The 16,911-nt window shown below is 69.7% G+C and carries 13 protein-coding genes and 1 pseudogene; 2 read left to right on the top strand and 12 right to left on the bottom strand.

Annotated features, from left to right (window positions below):
* Positions 1–55 precede the first annotated feature (55 nt).
* A complete protein-coding gene (locus tag EV384_RS26615) occupies positions 56–838 on the top strand; it encodes a class I SAM-dependent methyltransferase (protein ID WP_130337528.1) in 783 nt (260 codons plus the stop codon).
* Positions 839–1,110: 272 nt separating this feature from the next.
* Here the strand turns inward: EV384_RS26615 and EV384_RS26610 are convergent.
* The 9 genes and pseudogenes from EV384_RS26610 to EV384_RS26575 all read right to left on the bottom strand — a co-directional run.
* Positions 1,111–1,845 (bottom strand): annotated as a pseudogene (locus tag EV384_RS26610) (RNA polymerase sigma factor); the annotation flags it as partial.
* 641 nt (positions 1,846–2,486) lie between these two features.
* Positions 2,487–3,818, bottom strand: a complete 1,332-nt coding sequence (locus tag EV384_RS26605) for an aminotransferase class V-fold PLP-dependent enzyme (protein ID WP_130337526.1) — start codon at positions 3,816–3,818, stop codon at positions 2,487–2,489.
* An 888-nt stretch (positions 3,819–4,706) separates the two neighbouring features.
* Positions 4,707–5,693 carry an LCP family protein gene (locus tag EV384_RS26600; protein ID WP_130337524.1) on the bottom strand — a complete coding sequence of 329 codons (987 nt, stop codon included), beginning with the start codon at positions 5,691–5,693 and terminating at the stop codon, positions 4,707–4,709.
* Positions 5,694–5,985: 292 nt separating this feature from the next.
* Positions 5,986–8,178 carry an FUSC family protein gene (locus EV384_RS26595; RefSeq protein ID WP_130337522.1) on the bottom strand — a complete coding sequence of 731 codons (2,193 nt, stop codon included), beginning with the start codon at positions 8,176–8,178 and terminating at the stop codon, positions 5,986–5,988.
* Between the two features lie 218 nt (positions 8,179–8,396).
* A complete protein-coding gene (locus tag EV384_RS35090) occupies positions 8,397–8,555 on the bottom strand; it encodes a hypothetical protein (RefSeq protein ID WP_165440080.1) in 159 nt (52 codons plus the stop codon).
* Positions 8,556–8,800: 245 nt separating this feature from the next.
* Complete coding sequence (locus tag EV384_RS26590) at positions 8,801–9,034, bottom strand: putative quinol monooxygenase (RefSeq protein ID WP_130337520.1); 234 nt, start codon at positions 9,032–9,034, stop codon at positions 8,801–8,803.
* A gap of 237 nt (positions 9,035–9,271) precedes the next feature.
* Positions 9,272–9,853, bottom strand: a complete 582-nt coding sequence (locus tag EV384_RS26585) for a hypothetical protein (RefSeq protein WP_130337518.1) — start codon at positions 9,851–9,853, stop codon at positions 9,272–9,274.
* A gap of 720 nt (positions 9,854–10,573) precedes the next feature.
* Complete coding sequence (locus EV384_RS26580) at positions 10,574–11,257, bottom strand: DUF1345 domain-containing protein (protein ID WP_165440079.1); 684 nt, start codon at positions 11,255–11,257, stop codon at positions 10,574–10,576.
* An 87-nt stretch (positions 11,258–11,344) separates the two neighbouring features.
* The gene (locus EV384_RS26575; RefSeq protein ID WP_165440078.1) at positions 11,345–12,397 is read right to left on the bottom strand and encodes an RNA-guided endonuclease InsQ/TnpB family protein; all 1,053 of its coding nucleotides are present in this window, start codon (positions 12,395–12,397) and stop codon (positions 11,345–11,347) included.
* A gap of 487 nt (positions 12,398–12,884) precedes the next feature.
* Between EV384_RS26575 and EV384_RS26570 the strand changes: the two genes are divergently transcribed.
* On the top strand, positions 12,885–13,976 hold the full coding sequence (locus tag EV384_RS26570) for an IS630 family transposase (protein WP_130330592.1): 1,092 nt from the start codon (positions 12,885–12,887) through the stop codon (positions 13,974–13,976).
* A gap of 102 nt (positions 13,977–14,078) precedes the next feature.
* Here the strand turns inward: EV384_RS26570 and ddaH are convergent, their stop codons facing one another.
* The 3 genes from ddaH to EV384_RS26555 all read right to left on the bottom strand — a co-directional run bounded on the left by ddaH (position 14,079) and on the right by EV384_RS26555 (position 16,853).
* The gene (gene ddaH / locus EV384_RS26565) at positions 14,079–14,849 is read right to left on the bottom strand and encodes a dimethylargininase (protein WP_130337512.1); all 771 of its coding nucleotides are present in this window, start codon (positions 14,847–14,849) and stop codon (positions 14,079–14,081) included.
* Positions 14,850–15,085: 236 nt separating this feature from the next.
* A complete protein-coding gene (locus EV384_RS26560; RefSeq protein WP_130337510.1) occupies positions 15,086–15,838 on the bottom strand; it encodes a phosphotransferase in 753 nt (250 codons plus the stop codon).
* A gap of 70 nt (positions 15,839–15,908) precedes the next feature.
* Complete coding sequence (locus EV384_RS26555) at positions 15,909–16,853, bottom strand: FAD-dependent oxidoreductase (protein WP_130337508.1); 945 nt, start codon at positions 16,851–16,853, stop codon at positions 15,909–15,911.
* Between the last annotated feature and the right edge of the window lie 58 nt (positions 16,854–16,911).

The following is a 16,911-nucleotide window of genomic DNA, read 5'->3' as shown; positions in this document are numbered from 1 at the left end:
AGGGGTTTGCCGACCGCTCCGACCAGGCCGCGGCGACCCTCGCCATACTGGGCGGATGGAGACCCCACCACGGACCTTGGCGAACTACTTCGACGGCTGGTATGCCGACATGGTCGGGTCGCCAGTTAAGGACGAGATCCTTCAGCGCCATCTGGGGCTGCCGCCACACTTGCTGTCCACCAGCCTGCTCGGCTGGGAGGGGATCGCCGAGGTCGTCGAAGCTCTGCGCCTGTCTCCCGGCGACACTCTGCTGGACCTCGCCTGCGGCCGCGGGGGCTACGGCCTGGAGATCGCCGCCCGCACCGAGGCTCGGCTGGTGGGGGTCGACTTCTCCGCCGAGGCGGTGCACCAGGCCCGCGAGCAGGCGCGGCGGCTGGGGCGCCCGGCGGACTTCCGCATCGGGGACCTCGCCGCGACCGGACTGGACGCCGGCTCGGTCGACGCCGTGCTGTGCGTCGACGCCATCCAGTTCGCCGAGCAGCAGGACTCCGCCTACCGCGAGCTGCAGCGGGTCCTTGCACCCGGCGGACGGGCAGTGCTGACCTGCTGGGAGACCCTCGACCAGGACGACGAACGGCTGCCCGACCGCCTGCGGCGGGTCAACCTCGGCGCAGGGCTGACGGCTGCGGGTTTCGACAACGTCGAGGTGCGAGACCGCCCTGCCTGGCGGGCCCATGAGCGAGCCATGTGGGAGGAGGCCGGGGCGCTCGAACCCGGCGACGATCCTGCCCTGCAGTCATTCCACGACGAGGGCGTGCGCTCCCTCGAAATCTTCGACCTGATACGCCGGGTCATGGGCACCGCGACCGCACCTTTGATGGCTCCGTCGATGAGGTAGAGCCGGCGGACTGTCCGTATGGCCGGTGGTGCGCGCCCGCTTGACACGGGCGAGCGCAGGTCCTCGATCTGCTGGTTGTCGAAGACTTCGACGGCGCTGCCGCGCTTGGCGAGCACGCGAGGGGTGCCTTCGTTGTGGGCGATTGCGACCGCGGATGCCCGTGCGTGTGCCTGGCCCCGAGCCCGATGCTTCACCGTCCTCTGGTTCGTGCCGCGTATTCCATCGGGGCCGGCCGCCGCTTTGCACACGGTTTCGGTTGGGATTTGCGGGCGCTACCCGAGCTGGTCGCGGCGGCGTGTCAGGTAGGCGGTCTCGGCGGTGTTGCCCGCCAGCTCGACGGCTTTGTCGTAGGCCGCGCGCGAGTTCTGGCCGCGGCCCAGCCGGCGCAGGAGGTCGGCGCGGGTGGCATGGTAGGCGTGATAGTCGGCCAACTTGTCCTCAAGACGATCGACGGCCGCCAGTGCCACCTCCGGGCCGTCGAGTTCGGCGATCGCGATGGCTCGGTTGAGGGCGATGATCGGCGAGGGGTCGAGGCGGACGAGCTGGTCGTAGAGGGCGACGACCTGCGACCAGTCGGTGTCGCGGATGTCGCGGGCGGCGGTGTGCACGGCGTTGATCGCTGCGAGGATCTGGTAGCGACCCGGAGCCACCCCGGCGGCCAGGCGCTCGCGCACCAGCCGATGACCCTCGGCGACCAGGGCCGCGTCCCAGGCCCCACGGTCCTGCTCGTCGAGGGCGACCAGTTCGCCGCTAACCGACACCCGGGCGGTGCGGCGGGCCTCGGTGAGGAGCATCAGCGCCAGCAGACCGGTCACCTCACCGTCGTCGGGCACGAGGGCACGGATCAGGCGAGTGAGCCGGATCGCCTCGGCGGTCAGGTCGTGACGCACGGGATCAGTGCCGGGGCCGGTCGCCAGGTAGCCCTCGTTGAAGACGAGGAAGAGGACGGCCAGTACGCCGGAGACGCGTGCCGGGAGATCCTCCGCGGACGGCACTCGATAAGGTACGCCGGTTGTAAACGATCGACAGCGCGACGGTTCGGGGCGACCGCGCTCCACTTCTTCACGCCCGCCCAGCGCGGACGAGCTCTGGGATCAGGTCGATCGCGAAGCCCCTGACTCGGCGTCCGGTCATGGCCGCTGGCCGGGCGGGCCGGCCGATTCGTCGGGTGCCGTCGATGAGGCTGCACACTCTGGGCTTACCGGGTTTAGAAGGAATGGCCACGGCATCGTCCCGATGGTGCGGCGGCCGCACGGCTCAGCCTTCCACGCAACGGCCGTTGGCCAGCCGACCTCGGACCGCGGCCGGCGCGGAGTTTCCGTCGATGTGCACCAGCACGCAGGCGGAACCGACCGGAACCGCGATCAGCACACTGCCGATTGGAGCCGGATCGTCCGCCCGGGCCCGGCGCACCAGTGCTTCTACTCGGTGACCTATTCGGCGCCTCCGAAGTTTGTCAGACTGCCTCCGGGTTCCACTGGCGCGGGCCTGTCCGGCTGCTAGGGGTGACATCAGAGTCGAACGTGGCCGGCCTCGGACAGCCGCCATGTCTGGCGGGTGTCGCAGCGAGTTGCGGGTCGGAGTACGACTGGAGGCGGGGACTCGGATCGCTCGGCACGGGCATGGATCCCGAGATGCGCGGCAGCGCTCAGACCAACCCCCGAACCGCCCGTAGTGCCGAGTCGACATCCGCCTCGCTGTTGGCGATGGTCGCTCCGAATCGCAGGTAGGAGGGGCGGTACGGCGTGCTGCTGGCGATCACGCCCGCGGCGTGCAGCCGGCCCACTGCCTCACCTACCGGCACGTCGGTCACGTCGCAGCAGACGACGCCGGCGGAAAGCTCGGACGAGCGCGGGGTGACCAGCCGCACCCCGCGAATGCCGGCCAGGCCGTCCTTGAGCCGGTCGGCCAGTTCGCGGGTCCGCGCGGCGACCCGCTCTGGCCCGATCCGTCGGTGGAACTCGAACGCCTCGGCCAGCGCCCACCGGTGCTCGAAGCTGTGGTAACCCCCCGGGGTATGTGCGGGTCCGGCGGGCGTCGCCGGCCCGCCCGCACGTCCGAACAGCCAGTGGCCGATGCTGCGCCCGTCAAAGGTGGGGATCACCGGCGTCATCCGGCCCCACGCCCGCTCACTGCCCCAGATGAGTCCGGTGCCACGCGGCCCGAGCAGCCACTTGTGGCAGCCGGAGACCAGGGCGTCGCAGCCGAGATGCGCCGGGGTCACCGCCTCGGCGCCGAAGCCGTGCACCCCGTCGACGCAGACCAGCGCTTCCGGGCTGCGCGCGCGAACCGCGTTGGCGAGCTGCCGAATCGGCAGCTTCACCCCGGTGCTGGAGTGCACCCAGGTGAGCGCGACGACCCTGGTTCGGGCGGTGACCGCCGCCGAGAGGTTGGCGACCAACTCGTCAACGGTGGTCACCGCCGGGTCCCGGTAGAGGCGCACCCGGCGGACGGTCACCCCGTCCCGCTCGGCCCGCAGCCGCAACGACTCGTGCGTGGCGTAGAAGTCGTGCTCGGTGGTCAGCACCTCGTCGCCGGGCCGTAGCCGTACCGCGGTGTAGAGCAGGCCGAGGCCCATCGTGGTCGAATCGGTCAGGGCGATCTGGTCCGGGCGGGTGTCGAGGTGGTCGGCGGCCGCCTCGAGCACAGCTTCGTCGAGCCGTTGCTCGTTGGCGCCCAGGTAGCCCATCGCGTCCCGGTCGAGCCCGTCCCGGTGCGCGGTGACGGCGGCGCGGACCGGCGCGGGGTGTGCCGAGAAGACGAAGGTGGCCAGGTGCGCCCGGCTGCGGTCGAGCGCGAACTGTGCGCGCACGCTGCCCCAGCTCGCCGGGTCGAAGGGCGGTGTGGCGCTCGCCGGGCCGTCGGCCGGTGGGGCACCGGATTCTCGGCGGTCCGGCTCACAGCCGGTGGCCAGACCCGTCACTCCGGCTGCCGCGGTCGCGCCGAGCAGGCTCCGTCGGGTGAACTGCATACCGCTCATCGTTCATCGTCAACGTCACGTACAGGTCACCGAGGCGCTCGCGCTCAAGGCCGCGTGAGCTGCACGAATGGTCGGATGGCCCACGAGAGCGGGACGTACGAGCCGGGTCAGGCGTGTTCGGCCAGGCCATGTAGGCATACTAGGCCGGGTACGGCGGCGCGGCCGAGTTCGGTGCCGGTGGCGGGATCGTGCCAGCTCACGGCATCGGTCTGGCCTACGTAGAGGCGGTGACCGTCGGGGGTCCGCACGAGGCTGCTTGACGGGTTGGCGGACCGGCCATTCGGTGGCGGGGCCGAGGTGCCCGAGATCGACTGTGCGCACCGTTGTGCCGGCGCCGACGGCGCACCGGCCCTGCCGGTGGAGATCTGCCGAGCCACGCGAGGCCGCTGACACCCCCACCCGGCGGTCCGCCCCGCCTGTGCCCGACAACCTGCCCACCGTGCGCCCGTCCGGCCGCCCCTCGGGCGCCTCGTTCCCGGCCGCGTCGGGTCGCCCGGGAGGCAGCCCGGTGGGTTCGCGGGGCTCCGCCCGTCGGATGCCGACGACGCGACCTGGCAGAAGGCTCAGGAGGCCTGCCGTTCGGTACCGCCCAGCGGTGGCCCGGGTCGCGCCCGTGACGGCAACGGCCCTGGCAGCGGGTCGGGAACGAACCCGGCGTACGCCAACTGCCTCTCGACCACGGAGTGCAGCGCGGCGCCACCTCGGACGCGAGTGATCCGACGGCCAGCGCGGCGCTGGAGGCGTGCGAGGCGCTCAAGCCGGCCCCGGCTGCGGGCTGCCGCTCCGCCCGGCCCGGCACGTAGAGCGGCAGGACGAGGCGGCCGGGACACCCTGTCGACGAGGATCCACCACAGCGACCCCGACCGGTGAGCGTTCGTGAAGACCGCTCTAGAGGCGGGAGTTGGCGGAGTGGGTCGGGGACGGTGTCGGGCCCTCGCTTCCCCGCAGGTACTCCTGGACCGTGTCGTGGGCGACCGCCTGGAAGAGCGCCCCCGCCCGGGCAGTGTCCGGCAGCACCACGCTCTGCCCACTCCTGGTGCCGGTCCCCGCGCTCGGGCTGCCCAGGAAGGTCAGGTCCGTGCTGCGCAGGTCCCGCAGTTCCAGCGCGACGTCGACCAGGTCGAAGTCCTTGTCGACGGTGACCGACCTGGTGACGGCCTGGAGGAAGGAGTTGAGCTTGACCGGGTTGGCCAACGTACCGAGGCTCGCCGCCCGGTCGAGCAGTGCCTGGAGGAACTCTCGCTGGTGCCGTTCCCGGCTGAAGTCGCCGTCGGCGAACTGGTAGCGCTGGCGTACGTAGTCGAGCGCTTCCGCGCCGTTCAGATGCTGGGTGCCCTTGTCGAAGGTCCGGTACGGCGGGTGGATCGACGTGATGGTCTTCTCGATCTTCAGATCCACGCCGCCCAAGGCGTTGACCACCTGCTCGAAACCGGCGAAGTCGACCAGTCCGACGTGGTCGATGTGGACGCCGGTGAAGGTCTCCACGGTCTGGACCATGAGCGGCGTGCCGCCCCAGGCGTACGCGGAGTTGATCTTCGCCATGGTGTCTCCGTGTCGACCGTCGGTCGACTTCGGGACGAAGACCCAGGTGTCCCGAGGGATCGAGATGACCTCAGCCTTCTTGTGGTCGGCTTCGAGGTGCAGAAGCATGATCGTGTCGGTTCGGGAGTTCGAGGTCGTGTCCGGGTCGCGGGAGTCGCTGCCGAGCAGCAGCACGTTCATGGCGCCGCTGATCGGCTGCGTCGGGCGAGCGCCGGCCGGCACTCCGGCGAAGGCGTCCGCGCGGGCCAGGTTGTCGTTGAGCGAGCGGCCGTACGCCCCGATGGCGAAGGCCGTGCCGCCGCCCAGCACCAGCAGTGCCGCCAGCACGGCCACCGCAATCCGTCGTGATCTTCGTTGCACCCGCTCCAGCCCCCCACGCCTCAGCCGGACGCCATCCGGTCGCCCGATCGTCACCCAAAGTAATAAGCCAAGCTGGGAGGCGGCTTGGAGTGATCACGGGCGCAGTGCGTCTCGCCGGTGACATGGCGACCGACCCGAGCTCTCCGGTCGACCACGATCGGGACACGGGTGCGGACATCCCCGCAACCAGGACGGCTCGCCCGAGCGGACCGCATTTGCGGCGACGCCAGGCCACCTGCCTCAGTCGGGATGGGCAGGACGTCGTCTACGTCTTCTGCCGATGTCCCGCCGGCATCGTCGGTGGTGACTGGATCCGCGCGATGTGGCCGGTGAGGCCGGCAAGCCAGACGTCGACCTCGACCGGGCGCAGGACCTCGGGCCGGGTCTCGCCGCTCCGGATGCTCTCATCGACGCGGTCGACGATGTCCGGGGCAGCCGCCGGTGGGGCGACGGGGCGGCGGATCTGCCCCTGCGGCAACTGTCTGGCCAGGTCGGCGTAAGCGGACCGCAGTCGCTGGGCCCAGCCGACGAGCTGGGCTGCGGAGTCGGGCCAGGGCGCCAGAACGCCGGGTCGATCGCGGGCGAGAAGCGCCTCTGCGCCGTGCAGGATGCGGTTCCCGGCGATCAGTACGCCCTCCCAGTCCACATACGACATCCGCGGATCGTGGCGCTCGAAATGGTACTGGGCGAAGGATGCGTCGGTGAGGATCTTTCCTCGACGCGCTGCGTCGAGCGCCCCGGGCGTTCGGTCTTTCCCCGCGAGTACCTGCACGGTTTGTGCGATGGCCTCCGCAGCAGCCCCGAGGTAGGCGGCAGCGTTGCGCCGCAGTTCGCTGCTGGCGCCGCGGGGCCACATCAGCAACCCGGCAAGAACACCGACCGCCGCACCGATCAGGACATCCACCACACGGGCCCCGACCAGCTGCCAGTTCACTGGCGTGAGCTGGGCGAAGACGAAGATAAGCAGCAGTGTCAGCATGGCCTGCGACCAGCCCACGCCCAGCAGGGGGCCCAGGCCGAACGCCAGCACCATGCTGATCGGCAGCAGCGCCGCGTAGATCTCGGGCGCTGGAGAACTGAGGAGCAGCAGGCCGCCGGCGACCGCACCGATCAGGGTGCCGACCAGTGCGGGACGCAACGTGGTGCGGGTGTCCGCGCCGGAGGTCCGCAGGAGAGTGAGGATGGCGAGAAGCACCCAGAAGCCGTGGAGCAGGTTGAACGTTCCGGCGATGATGCGGGCGGCGGCGAGAGCCACGGCAAGCCGGACGGCTCCCTCGAAATACACCGAGCGTGGGGTGAGGTGCGCGCGAAACTGCTGCCAGTACAACGACAGGACGCTGCGCCGGGCGTACCAGAACTGGTCGGGCCCGGTGGCCGGACGCTCTGTGGCCTGCCACGTCCGGAAACCACCAGCCACCCGCGCGGCGGTCGCGAAGATGCCGGCCTGTTCGACCACTGCCTGAACGATGGCATCTACGCGCAGACGAATGGCGTCGGCCCGCTGCCCCGCCCGGGCCCGCCGCCTTTCGAGTGCGGCGCCCGCGGCATCAAGGTGGTCGTCCGTGCCGGCTGCCTGGGCTTCCCCGAGCGCGATGTCGCCGGAGGAGCGGATCGATGCTGCGGACTGCCGCAGCAGTCGCGCCGCGTCGGCGTCCCTGGTCTCGGTTGTCCCCCGTTCGGTCGCGAGCGACTCGGCGAGCGCGAGCATCTCGTGTACGGCGGCGGCAGCGTCTCGCAACGCACGGTCCCGCACGCTGGCGGACATGGGCCGCTGGGTAGCGGGTAGCTGCAGTATCCGCACCTGTTCGACCGCACGGATAGCCGGAGTGTGGCGCCGCGCCACCTCCGCGTCTGCACCTTGCTGCCCGGACATCACGTCCGCGATTCCCTCGAGGAACGCGGCGACCGCCCTCGCCGCGTCGCGCAGGCGGTGCGGGAAGGCGACCGGTGCCGGGTCGGGCCACAGCGCCACCTCGGCGAGGCTCACGAGCACGATGCCCAGCGTCACACCAGCCAACCGGGCCGGAAGCGTCCCGGGCTGATACGGCGGGAAGCAGGCCAGGATGTAGAAGAGCTGGAACGCGTTGGCCAGCCCGACCAGGCGCGGGCCGCCGACGCCGGCGAACGCCACGGCGAACCCGACGACCAGCATGCCGGCCGCCGCGGCCCAGGTGCTCCAGGCCAGGACGGTGCCGATGGCCACCAGCACCCACGCCATCGGCAGTGCGGCGAGCAGCGTGCGCGCTCGCTGGGACGCGTCGCCCGGCAACTGGGCGAACTCGCCGGTAGCGACCGTGGCGAACAACGCGTACGTCGCCAGAACGGTGCTGCCCAGACCGTACCGGCAGCCGTAGAAGCTGACGGAGGCGACGAGGGTCAGCCGCGCCGCCCGGCGAACTGTCCGGTATCCCGGATCCCGGCGGCGGAGCCAGCCGAGGACACTCCGTCCCAACCGCATGTCCTGCCCCCGAACAGTTTGACTGTGACGGCCAGCCCGGTCTGGTCCCCGCTAGGCGAGCGCAAGCGGAGCGCCTGCGTCGGCCGGTTGGTGGCGCGAACATGATCGGTGCCGTCAAACTGTGGCAGCAGGCCGACCGGGATGCTCCCACGCCCGGGCGGGCCCGCGTCCGGCGCCGAGCAGGCCCAGGGCCGGGACTCCGAAGCCGCCCGGCTGGTCTAGCTGGAGGGCTGGCTGACCATCGCCATCACGTGCGCGGTCCAAGGGACCACCAAGCGCCCGTCCACCTCGCCCCGAACATACCGGTAGAAGTTCGGCGTGTTCATGTGCTTGGCGAGCACCTCTTGGTCGGTCCAGTTCTCGTAGAAGAAAATCAACGACGGGTCCGCCCGGACTGGTACAGGTCGTGGTCGAGGCAGCCGTGCGCAGCCCGGGTCGGCTCCACCATCACGAGGTGGGCCCGACGCACCTCGTCGACCGCACCCGGCTCGTGGTGAAGAACGGAACGAGGAACACCTGGGCGGGGGAGTTCGCGGTCGCTCGGGGCCGGTCCGGTCTGGTGTCCGGGCTGGAGAGCGGCCGCGCAGCTCAGCATGGGCGCAGCCACCAGATCCGGCGCGGCCTACTCGTTCAGCAGGGTACGGAGGTTCCCGCTGGCCACGTGCTGATCGAAGGCAGCCTGGTCCCGCCAGTTGGCCAGTACGTAGAACGCAGCCGGATTGTTCTTCAGCAGATGCAGGTCATAGCTGACGTTGCCCGACTCCGCGCGTGAGGGCCCGGCCAGTGGGCGCATCGGGCGGCATCGCACGCCGCAACTGTCAGGGTCGCCGCCAGCGCGACGAAGGAACGTGCCCATTTCACTCAGCGCAGCGTACGGAAACCCGCCCGACCCTGAGCCTACTTGGCCAGGATTGCCCTCGACCTGACCCGCGTGATGTCGGGGCCGAGATGGCAAGGTAGGAATAACCCGGACGACAGTCCCTGGCCGGCACCCGAGCTCTCGGGTGCCGGCCAGCGGAAGATCCAGTCATGGGCGACGGCTGACCCGGCCCTGCCGGGGCAGAACCCCGCCGTACGGATGAACCGGCTCAGGTCATGCGACGAAGCGACGACGCCGTTGCGCGAGAAGCAGTACGAGGCCGACCACGATGAGACTGCCGCCCCCCGCAGCGAGCTTGCCGAGCGTCGGACCGGAGACTCCCGCGCCGGTCACCGGCAGGCCCGGGCTAGGTGTCCCGCCGGTCGCCGGGCAGGTCTGCGCCAGGTCAAATGTTCCGTCGGTGCCCGTGATCACCGCCGTGGCGTTGGTGAGGGCGAACGGATTCACCAGCTCGCCGGTCGAGGACAGGCCGGCTGGCGTCCTGATCCACGCCCTGTCGCCGACGATCGCGCGGTCACCGGCGGGCGTGGTCGTGATGGTCTCCGTGACGGGGCCACCCTCCGTGGCGAACTCGATGGTCAGTGAGGTGAAGGTGCCCTGCTGCTTCGCAGCCGGCAGGGCGAAGACCCAGACGTCCTCGCCCTGGAAGGGACCACCACCGAGGTTCGGGTCGCACCTGTGAGTGCCGAACGCCGCCGCCGTCGTGCCGGTGTCCGCCGGATCGATGTTGATCGTCGTGCCACCCCCAGCCCACGCTGGTGCGGCAGACCCCAGGCTGATCACGGCGGCCAGCACGGCGGCCCCCGCAAGGCGGGTGAATGATGGTTTGGTCAACTAAATCCCCCCAGATGGCGTATTTCTCTTAACAGCTCGTGAAGTGGGGCGCGACCCGGTGCCAGGTAACCACGGACGGCGGGTGCCGATTGCCAGAATCCAACTCTTCCCTCGGGGGCCAGCGGGCCGTGATAGGCGATCTGCGAGCTGCGACTCCCAGGAGAGCCTCCCGGCCCAACCGATGTAGCAGCTCGGCCGCGGTCACCGCGCTCGTTCAGGTGATGGCTGTGCGGCGGCGGACGCCTGGGAAATCACCGCGATCCCGCAGGCGATGTTGAGGGTGAGGTGGAGCAGTTGTCGGCACTGAGGAGTGGGACGGAGTTGGATGTCACCTTGTGGCCGATGACCAGGCCGTAGATCCGTCCAGCCGCACTACCGCGACGTGGCCCGAAGTCGATCCGCCACCGCACCTGGCCGCCCGGGTCCGCGCACACCGCCTCGCCGACAGTGGTCCAGACATCTGGGCTGAGGTTCGGTGCCCCGGCGTGTCCCCGCCGCACGCCCTTCTCCTCGGTCGGGAAAGGCGGCGACCCGGGGGAGGAGACCGGTGAGAGTTCTCGCCACGATCATCGGTGGTGGGATAGTGGTTCGTGTCGCCTCGTCCCCCTCAACACCCACGGTCTATCGACGGGTGATGGGGAGCGGGTTGGGAGCAGCGGGTGCATTGAACGGCAGTCAACGTCAGCGGGCCAGGTCGGCGATGAGGTTGACGGAACCCGCCACGATCACCACACCGAATACGTACGACAGGACGGCATGGGACAGCACGCTGCCCCGGATCCGCGGATCGCTGATGACCGTGTCCGATACTTGGTAAGTCATGCCGATCGTGAAGGCGACGTAGGCCAAGTCGCGGTAGGTGGGCCGCCCCTGCACAGACTGGCCGCCGAAGCCGATCCCCCCGGTCGTTGATCGGAATTGCAGGTCGGCGTAGCGCAGGGTGAAGACCGTGTTGACAACGGTCCACGACAGCAGGACGGTCAGTATTGCGACGCCGACGAGCAGTACCGGCATTGAGCCGCTCTGCCGGCCGGCGAGGCTGAGAGCAAAGCCGACACCCAGCAGGCTGGTGACGCCCGCCCCTACCAGCAGCACTGCGGCGGTTCCCCGGGTCTCGTCCTCACGCATGGCGAGCATCTCGGTGTGGGAGCTGTCCGCTCCGATGATGACCGGCCAGATGGTGAGGAGGAAGGCGAGCGCGGCGGCGTCCCAGCCCCCGACCGCGGCCAACTCCCACGTCATGAACGGCAGGAGCGCCAGAGCGACGATGAGCCCGATGGAGGCGACGATGACGGCTCGCCGCAGGGCAGGGGCGTGCCAGCCCAGGCATCGGTGATACAACGTCTGCGGGGGGATGCGGGTCATCGTCCGAGTGTCTCCCACCGCATCGCATGGCGTGCTCATAGTCGCGCACAGCGAGCCCGATGGCCCATTGATCTAGTGCGGTGTCCACTAACGTTCACCGGGTTTGCGGTGGGTGTTGTGGATCCTCGCCTGTTGGGCGAGCGACTCCCCACCTGGTGGTGGGGCGGGCCTCCGCGGGCCAACCGATCCTCGCGCCGCCCAGGCTGGGCGGCGGGGGTCACGTCGGGACCGGCCGGCACCGGGCAGATGCCGACCGGCTCGACGGTGCGTGACCACCTCCGGCAGCACAACAGCTGCCGGGGTGGTGGATCCGCCGCCCGGAACACGGGTGGCGATGCTGGCGGCCGCGACCAGGTCGCGGTGCCCGGAAAATGCGCAGTGCGGGCAGGACAAGGTCCGCCCACGCGGCTTCGATACCCGCATTCGGCAGGCGGGGCAGGTGGACGACGTGCCGCGTTCGTCGACCAGCCGAACGGTGATCCCGGCGAGGGTGGCCTTGTCGGTGAGGACCTGCAGGAGCCGGCCGATCTGCCACTGCCGCAACCGCAGGTTGTGCCGCCGCCCGACAGGAAGGTCTAACACTCCGCGGGGATCACCGACGTGCAACACACCCACCCGCTGACCCACCGCCCACGAGACCACGCTGCGGGCGGCCTCGTGCTGGGCCTGCCGCACCCGCCGCCGGTGCCGGCCCTCCACCAGGCGTGCCCGACGCCGGTACTGCCGCCACCGCCGCGACCCCTTCTCACCCCGCTTCGGCGCCCGACGTGCCACGGCGCGGCGGCGGGCTTTGGTGTCGGCCAGGTGCATGCGGTGCTCGGCGCGGATCGCCCGCCCCGACACCAACAACCCCTCCCCGTCCGGGCCGGCCACGGCGTACGGGTGGATGATCCCCAGATCCACCCCGCCCACCCGGGCCGGATCCGGTTGCTCACCGGGCGGGTAGACCGCCACCGGCACCTCAGCGGTCACGTCCAGGAACAGGCGGCCACCCTCACACAGCAGGGTGACCGACCGGACCTGCTCGACCGGATACGGCACGTCGCGCGCCAGGCGCACCCACAACGGCGACGTACCTTTCGCGGTCGGGATCCGGACCCAACGCCCGTCGAGGGTGAACGTGCCGTGGTACCAGCGCACCGGTACCAACCCCCGCCGGCGACGGGGAACCGGGCCGACAGGTCACCGTCCTTGCGGCGTTTCGCCGCCGCGAACCACGCATCGGAGAACCGGCGCAACACCGACCGGGCACCTGTGGTGTCCAGTTCTCCGAAGGTGCCCGGCCCCGACGCGGACAGCTCCCGACACAACTGCTGATAGCCCACCAGCGGCGCGTCCCGGCGCCGGCACCGCCCCGCGTTGACCTCCAACACGCACGCCCACACGTCACCGGCCGAGCGCAGCAGCCCGAAACACCGCCGCCGCTGACCCGGCGTCACCCGCAACGCGACACGCGCGGTGGGATGCACCACCCGCGGAGCGGCGGGATCCCGACGGCGAGGCACGAACCGAAGCCAACACCAGCCCTACGACATTTCCCAACCCCGACCAACCCGGCCGACGTTTGTGGTCAGAGCACTAGTGTGGTGCGTCAGAAATTCGTCTGATAAGTGGGTATGGTGGTGGGATGCCGAGGACTGGGCGTCCCACCCCGCCGCTGACGTTGACTGATGAAGAACGTGCGACGTTGACCCGATGGTCGCGGCGGGCGAAGACGGCGCAGGTCCTCGCGATGCGTTCCCGGATCATTCTGTCCTGTGCCGATGGCGGCTCGAACACTGATGTGGCGGCGGCTGTGGGCGTTCATCTGTCCACGGTGGGCAAATGGCGTCGGCGATTTTTGAAGCTGCGCCTGGACGGAGTGATCGATGAGCCGCGACCGGGCCGTCCTGCGTCCATCGGTGTGGACCGGGTCGAAGAGGTCGTCGTCGCCACCTTGGAGCAGACGCCACGTAACGCCACCCACTGGTCGCGTACCTCCATGGCGGAGAGGTCCGGACTGTCGAAGTCCACCGTCGGGCGGATCTGGCGGGACTTCGGCCTCAAGCCGCATCTGGCCGACACGTTCAAGCTCTCCACGGATCCGCAGTTCATCGAGAAGGTCGTCGACGTGGTCGGGCTCTACCACAACCCGCCCGAACGGGCCGTGGTGCTCTGCGTGGATGAGAAGTCGCAGATCCAGGCCCTGGACCGGTCCCAGCCGGTGCTGCCGATGATGCCCGGCATGCCCGAACGGCGCACCCACGACTACGTCCGCAACGGCATCACCAGCCTGTTCGCCGCGTTCAACATCGCCGACGGCACCGTCATCGGCGAACTGCACCGCCAGCACCGCGCGACCGAGTTCAAGAAGTTCCTGGCCACGATCGACAAGGCCGTCCCAGCCGATCTGGACGTGCACCTGGTCTGCGACAACTACGGCACCCACAAGACCCCCGCCGTGCGGGCCTGGCTGGCCCGCCATCCCCGCTTCCACATGCACTTCACACCGACCGGTTCCTCCTGGATCAACCAGGTCGAACGCTGGTTCGGCTACCTCACAGAGCAGAAGATCCGCCGCGGCGCCCACAAGAGCGTTCACAGCCTGGAAGCCGACATCCGCACCTGGATCGCAGACTGGAACACCAACCCCAGGCCCTTCACCTGGACCAAAACCGCCGAGGAGATCCTCGAATCACTGGCACGCTTTTGTAGGCGAATTTCTGACGCACGACACTAGCAATCGGCATGCCTCTGCGCCCGTCGAGCAGTGCGACTCGACTGCATGCGAGCGAGTGGAACGTCCGCAACTGCCGCCGACCGAGTCCGGCTGGGGCGTGGGTCAGACCCCGGGGATCAGCACGCTCAGACAGGTGACGCAGCCCTCAAGCTTCTCGTACTCGCCGATGTCGACGACGACCGGTGTGAAGCCGAGGTCCGCCACGAACGCCGCGGTGCGCGGCGCCGACGCGGCCAGCAGCACGAGGTCATCACCGACCGGTACGACGTGGCAGCCGGCCTCCTCGTCGACAGGGCGCACCGGCTGTCGGAGCGCGGTCGTGTCGAGCAGTTCCGGCAGCGCGAGGAGGGTGCCGTCGGGCAGCGCGGTCACGGCCGACTTGAGATGCAGCACGTCGCGCAGCGGGACCGGGATCACCGTGCGCCCGCGGGTCGCCAGGTGGGCACGCAGCTGGGCCACGCCCTCACCGTTGGTGCGGCCGCCTCGACCCACGTACACCGTGGTGCCGATTTGCAGCACGTCGCCGCCGTCCAGCGTCCCGGGAGCCTCGATGCGTACGACCTCCAGCCCGGCCTCTCGTACCGCCTTCTCCGTGCCGGGGATCTCCGGACGGCGCTCTGGCGCGCCCGGCCGTGTGATCACCGCCAGGCCCTCGCAGACCACGACGGTGTCCTCGACGAACACCGAGTCGGGGCAGTGGTCGGCGGGGGCGACCTCGCGCACTTGCCAGCCGGCTTCGGCGAGCGCGGCCCGGTACGCCTCGTGCTGACGCCGGGCCTGCGCGACGTCCACGTCGCTGCGCTCGATGTGGGTGACCAGCCCCTCGGCCAGCCGGCCGCTGGGTCGCCGGACCAGGGCAATGCCTCGCGTCATGCCACCAGTGTGCCGTGCGCCTGTCAGCCAACCTCAAGCAGGGCAGGCAGCAGTTCGCGCTGCGCCCAGTCGAGGAATGCGGACTCCCGCTCGTCGCCGACCTGTACGAGGGCGACGTGCGTGGGCTGGCGGCTCGACATCAATATCGATTGATCAGGACTTCCTGCTCGGTGACCTCTTCGGCTGCTCCGAAGGTGTCGACTTCCGGCCGGTGCATGATTGGGCCCGGCTGCAACTCATGCCGAATTGAGTGCGGCGATAAACGTCTTTCGGTTGGCCTCGGTGTAGGCCAATTCGCGTCGGGTCCAGGCGAGCACCTCGCCAAGGCGTGCGCGAGGGACCGAGGCCGCTTCGTCGTCGAGGATGTCTCGCCAGAACGCCTCGTTGCGGCGTAAGCGCTCGCCGATGGCGGCAGGTAGACGGTCACGGTCGATCGGGCTCAAGCCGTAGGCGTCCGCCAGGATCCGCACCTGGCGGGCCTGTTCTGTCGCGGGTCCCCGATCGGGCCGTGACGAGATGCACCAGGCCCACGCCATGTACCCCACGTCCTCGAGCGGGTGGCCTGGCGCCGCGAAGTCGAAGTCGATGAAGGCGATCGGCTGGCCGTCGCGGAAGACCGTGTTGTTCGGACCGGGGTCGTGATGGCAGACCACCTCCTCCCGGAGGCTGGGCATCAAGTCTCGCGTGGCATCGTGCAGCTGTCGCAGCAGCGTCGCTGCCTGTCCGACCTGGTCGTCGGTGAAGTGCTGCCATCGTGGAGGAACGTGGCCGGGCACGAACGACAAGATGTCACGGCCGTATTGGTCCCACCCCAGGTGCTGAGGGCAGCCGTCGAAACCCTTCCTGACGAGATGAGTCAGCAGTCGCGCCACGTAACGCGACGCCGGCGACGCCGGGCGGCGGGCCGTGTCTCCGACCCGCACCACACCAGCCGTCAAACGACCCCCGGCCAAGGGCTGCTCCGTGTCATGCTCGCCGCCCTGACTCACCTCGCGACCCTAACGGCCGCGCACCGAATGACGGTAAGGCGGCACCGCTGCGACGCCGGGCTCACAGCGGTCAGGACAGTCCTGATACGAGTTTGGCGACGTCCTCGGCGCAGCCGTAGGACAGTGTGACTCCGGCGCCACCGTGGCCATAGCAGTGCACCACCGGACCGCGGTCGATGAACTCGGTTTCCAGCCGCACGGTCGGGCGCCCAGGACGTAGGCCCACGCGATGGCTGAGGATGCGGGCCTTGTCGAGCGCGGGCACCAGCTCGGTGCACTGTTTCAGGATGTCGGTGATCGTTTGCGGCCTGACGGTTAGATCCTCGTCGCCCTCCTCGGCGGTGCCGCCGAGCAGCACGGTGTCGCTCCTGGGTACGACGTAGATCAGTTGTTCGGGATCGTTCTGGTCGAGTAGCCATTCGGTCAGGCCGAACTGTGCGACGACGATCACCTGTCCCCGTACCGGTGTGAGGGTCTCGTCGTGGATCAACTTTCTGGATCCCAGTCCGGTGCAGTTCACCACGGTGTCCACGTCCTCGAACGCGTGGGCTAGATCATCCACGTATTGGGCCCGTACGGCGACCCCCGCCGTTTCCAACTGGCCGAGCAGCCATGGCAGATGCACCGCCATGTCCACCACCGGAACGCTCAGTTCGTAACCGTCGACGTAGCCGGCTGGCAGTCGCTCGCCGGCAACCCGACCCAGCTCGGGAACCGCATCCCGCCACCACGGGTCGGAGGCGTGCCGACGGAACAACTCCCGCCCGTGGCGCATCCGCACGCCGGCGGAGGGATCGGAGGTCAGGCCGCGCAGCACCTGGTAGGTGGTCGCCGACCATCGGGTTACGTCCGCCTCCGGGTACGCGCGGTAGGGATACCAGAGTGCCGCGGCGACCGACGATGTGGTGCTCTTCCCCATCTTCGCGGCAACTACGTCGACCTCATGACCGGTTTGCGCCAGGCGGAGTGCACTGGTCAAGCCCACAACACCGGCGCCGACGACCCTGACCTTCATGCCTTGAGATCACACCACATCGGGGTGCCCTTACGGGTAACGGACGCCTGGGCAGAGC

It is taken from the genome of Micromonospora kangleipakensis (genome assembly GCF_004217615.1).
In the GTDB taxonomy this organism is placed as follows: Bacteria; Actinomycetota; Actinomycetes; order Mycobacteriales; family Micromonosporaceae; genus Micromonospora; species Micromonospora kangleipakensis.
The sequence above is the reverse complement of the archived record's forward strand: the minus strand, read 5'-3'. Positions and strand labels throughout refer to the sequence as shown.

Bases quoted from the DNA above. Each gene is read 5' to 3' on its own strand.
- EV384_RS26570 (WP_130330592.1), top strand. From the start codon at position 12,885: ATGCCGAGGACTGGGCGTCCCACCCCGCCGCTGACGTTGACTGATGAA.
- EV384_RS26590 (WP_130337520.1), bottom strand. From the start codon at position 9,034: ATGGGCACGTTCCTTCGTCGCGCTGGCGGCGACCCTGACAGTTGCGGC.
- ddaH (WP_130337512.1), bottom strand. From the start codon at position 14,849: ATGACGCGAGGCATTGCCCTGGTCCGGCGACCCAGCGGCCGGCTGGCC.
- EV384_RS26615 (WP_130337528.1), top strand. From the start codon at position 56: ATGGAGACCCCACCACGGACCTTGGCGAACTACTTCGACGGCTGGTAT.
- EV384_RS26580 (WP_165440079.1), bottom strand. From the start codon at position 11,257: ATGACCCGCATCCCCCCGCAGACGTTGTATCACCGATGCCTGGGCTGG.
- EV384_RS26605 (WP_130337526.1), bottom strand. From the start codon at position 3,818: ATGAGCGGTATGCAGTTCACCCGACGGAGCCTGCTCGGCGCGACCGCG.
- EV384_RS26555 (WP_130337508.1), bottom strand. From the start codon at position 16,853: ATGAAGGTCAGGGTCGTCGGCGCCGGTGTTGTGGGCTTGACCAGTGCA.
- EV384_RS26595 (WP_130337522.1), bottom strand. From the start codon at position 8,178: ATGCGGTTGGGACGGAGTGTCCTCGGCTGGCTCCGCCGCCGGGATCCG.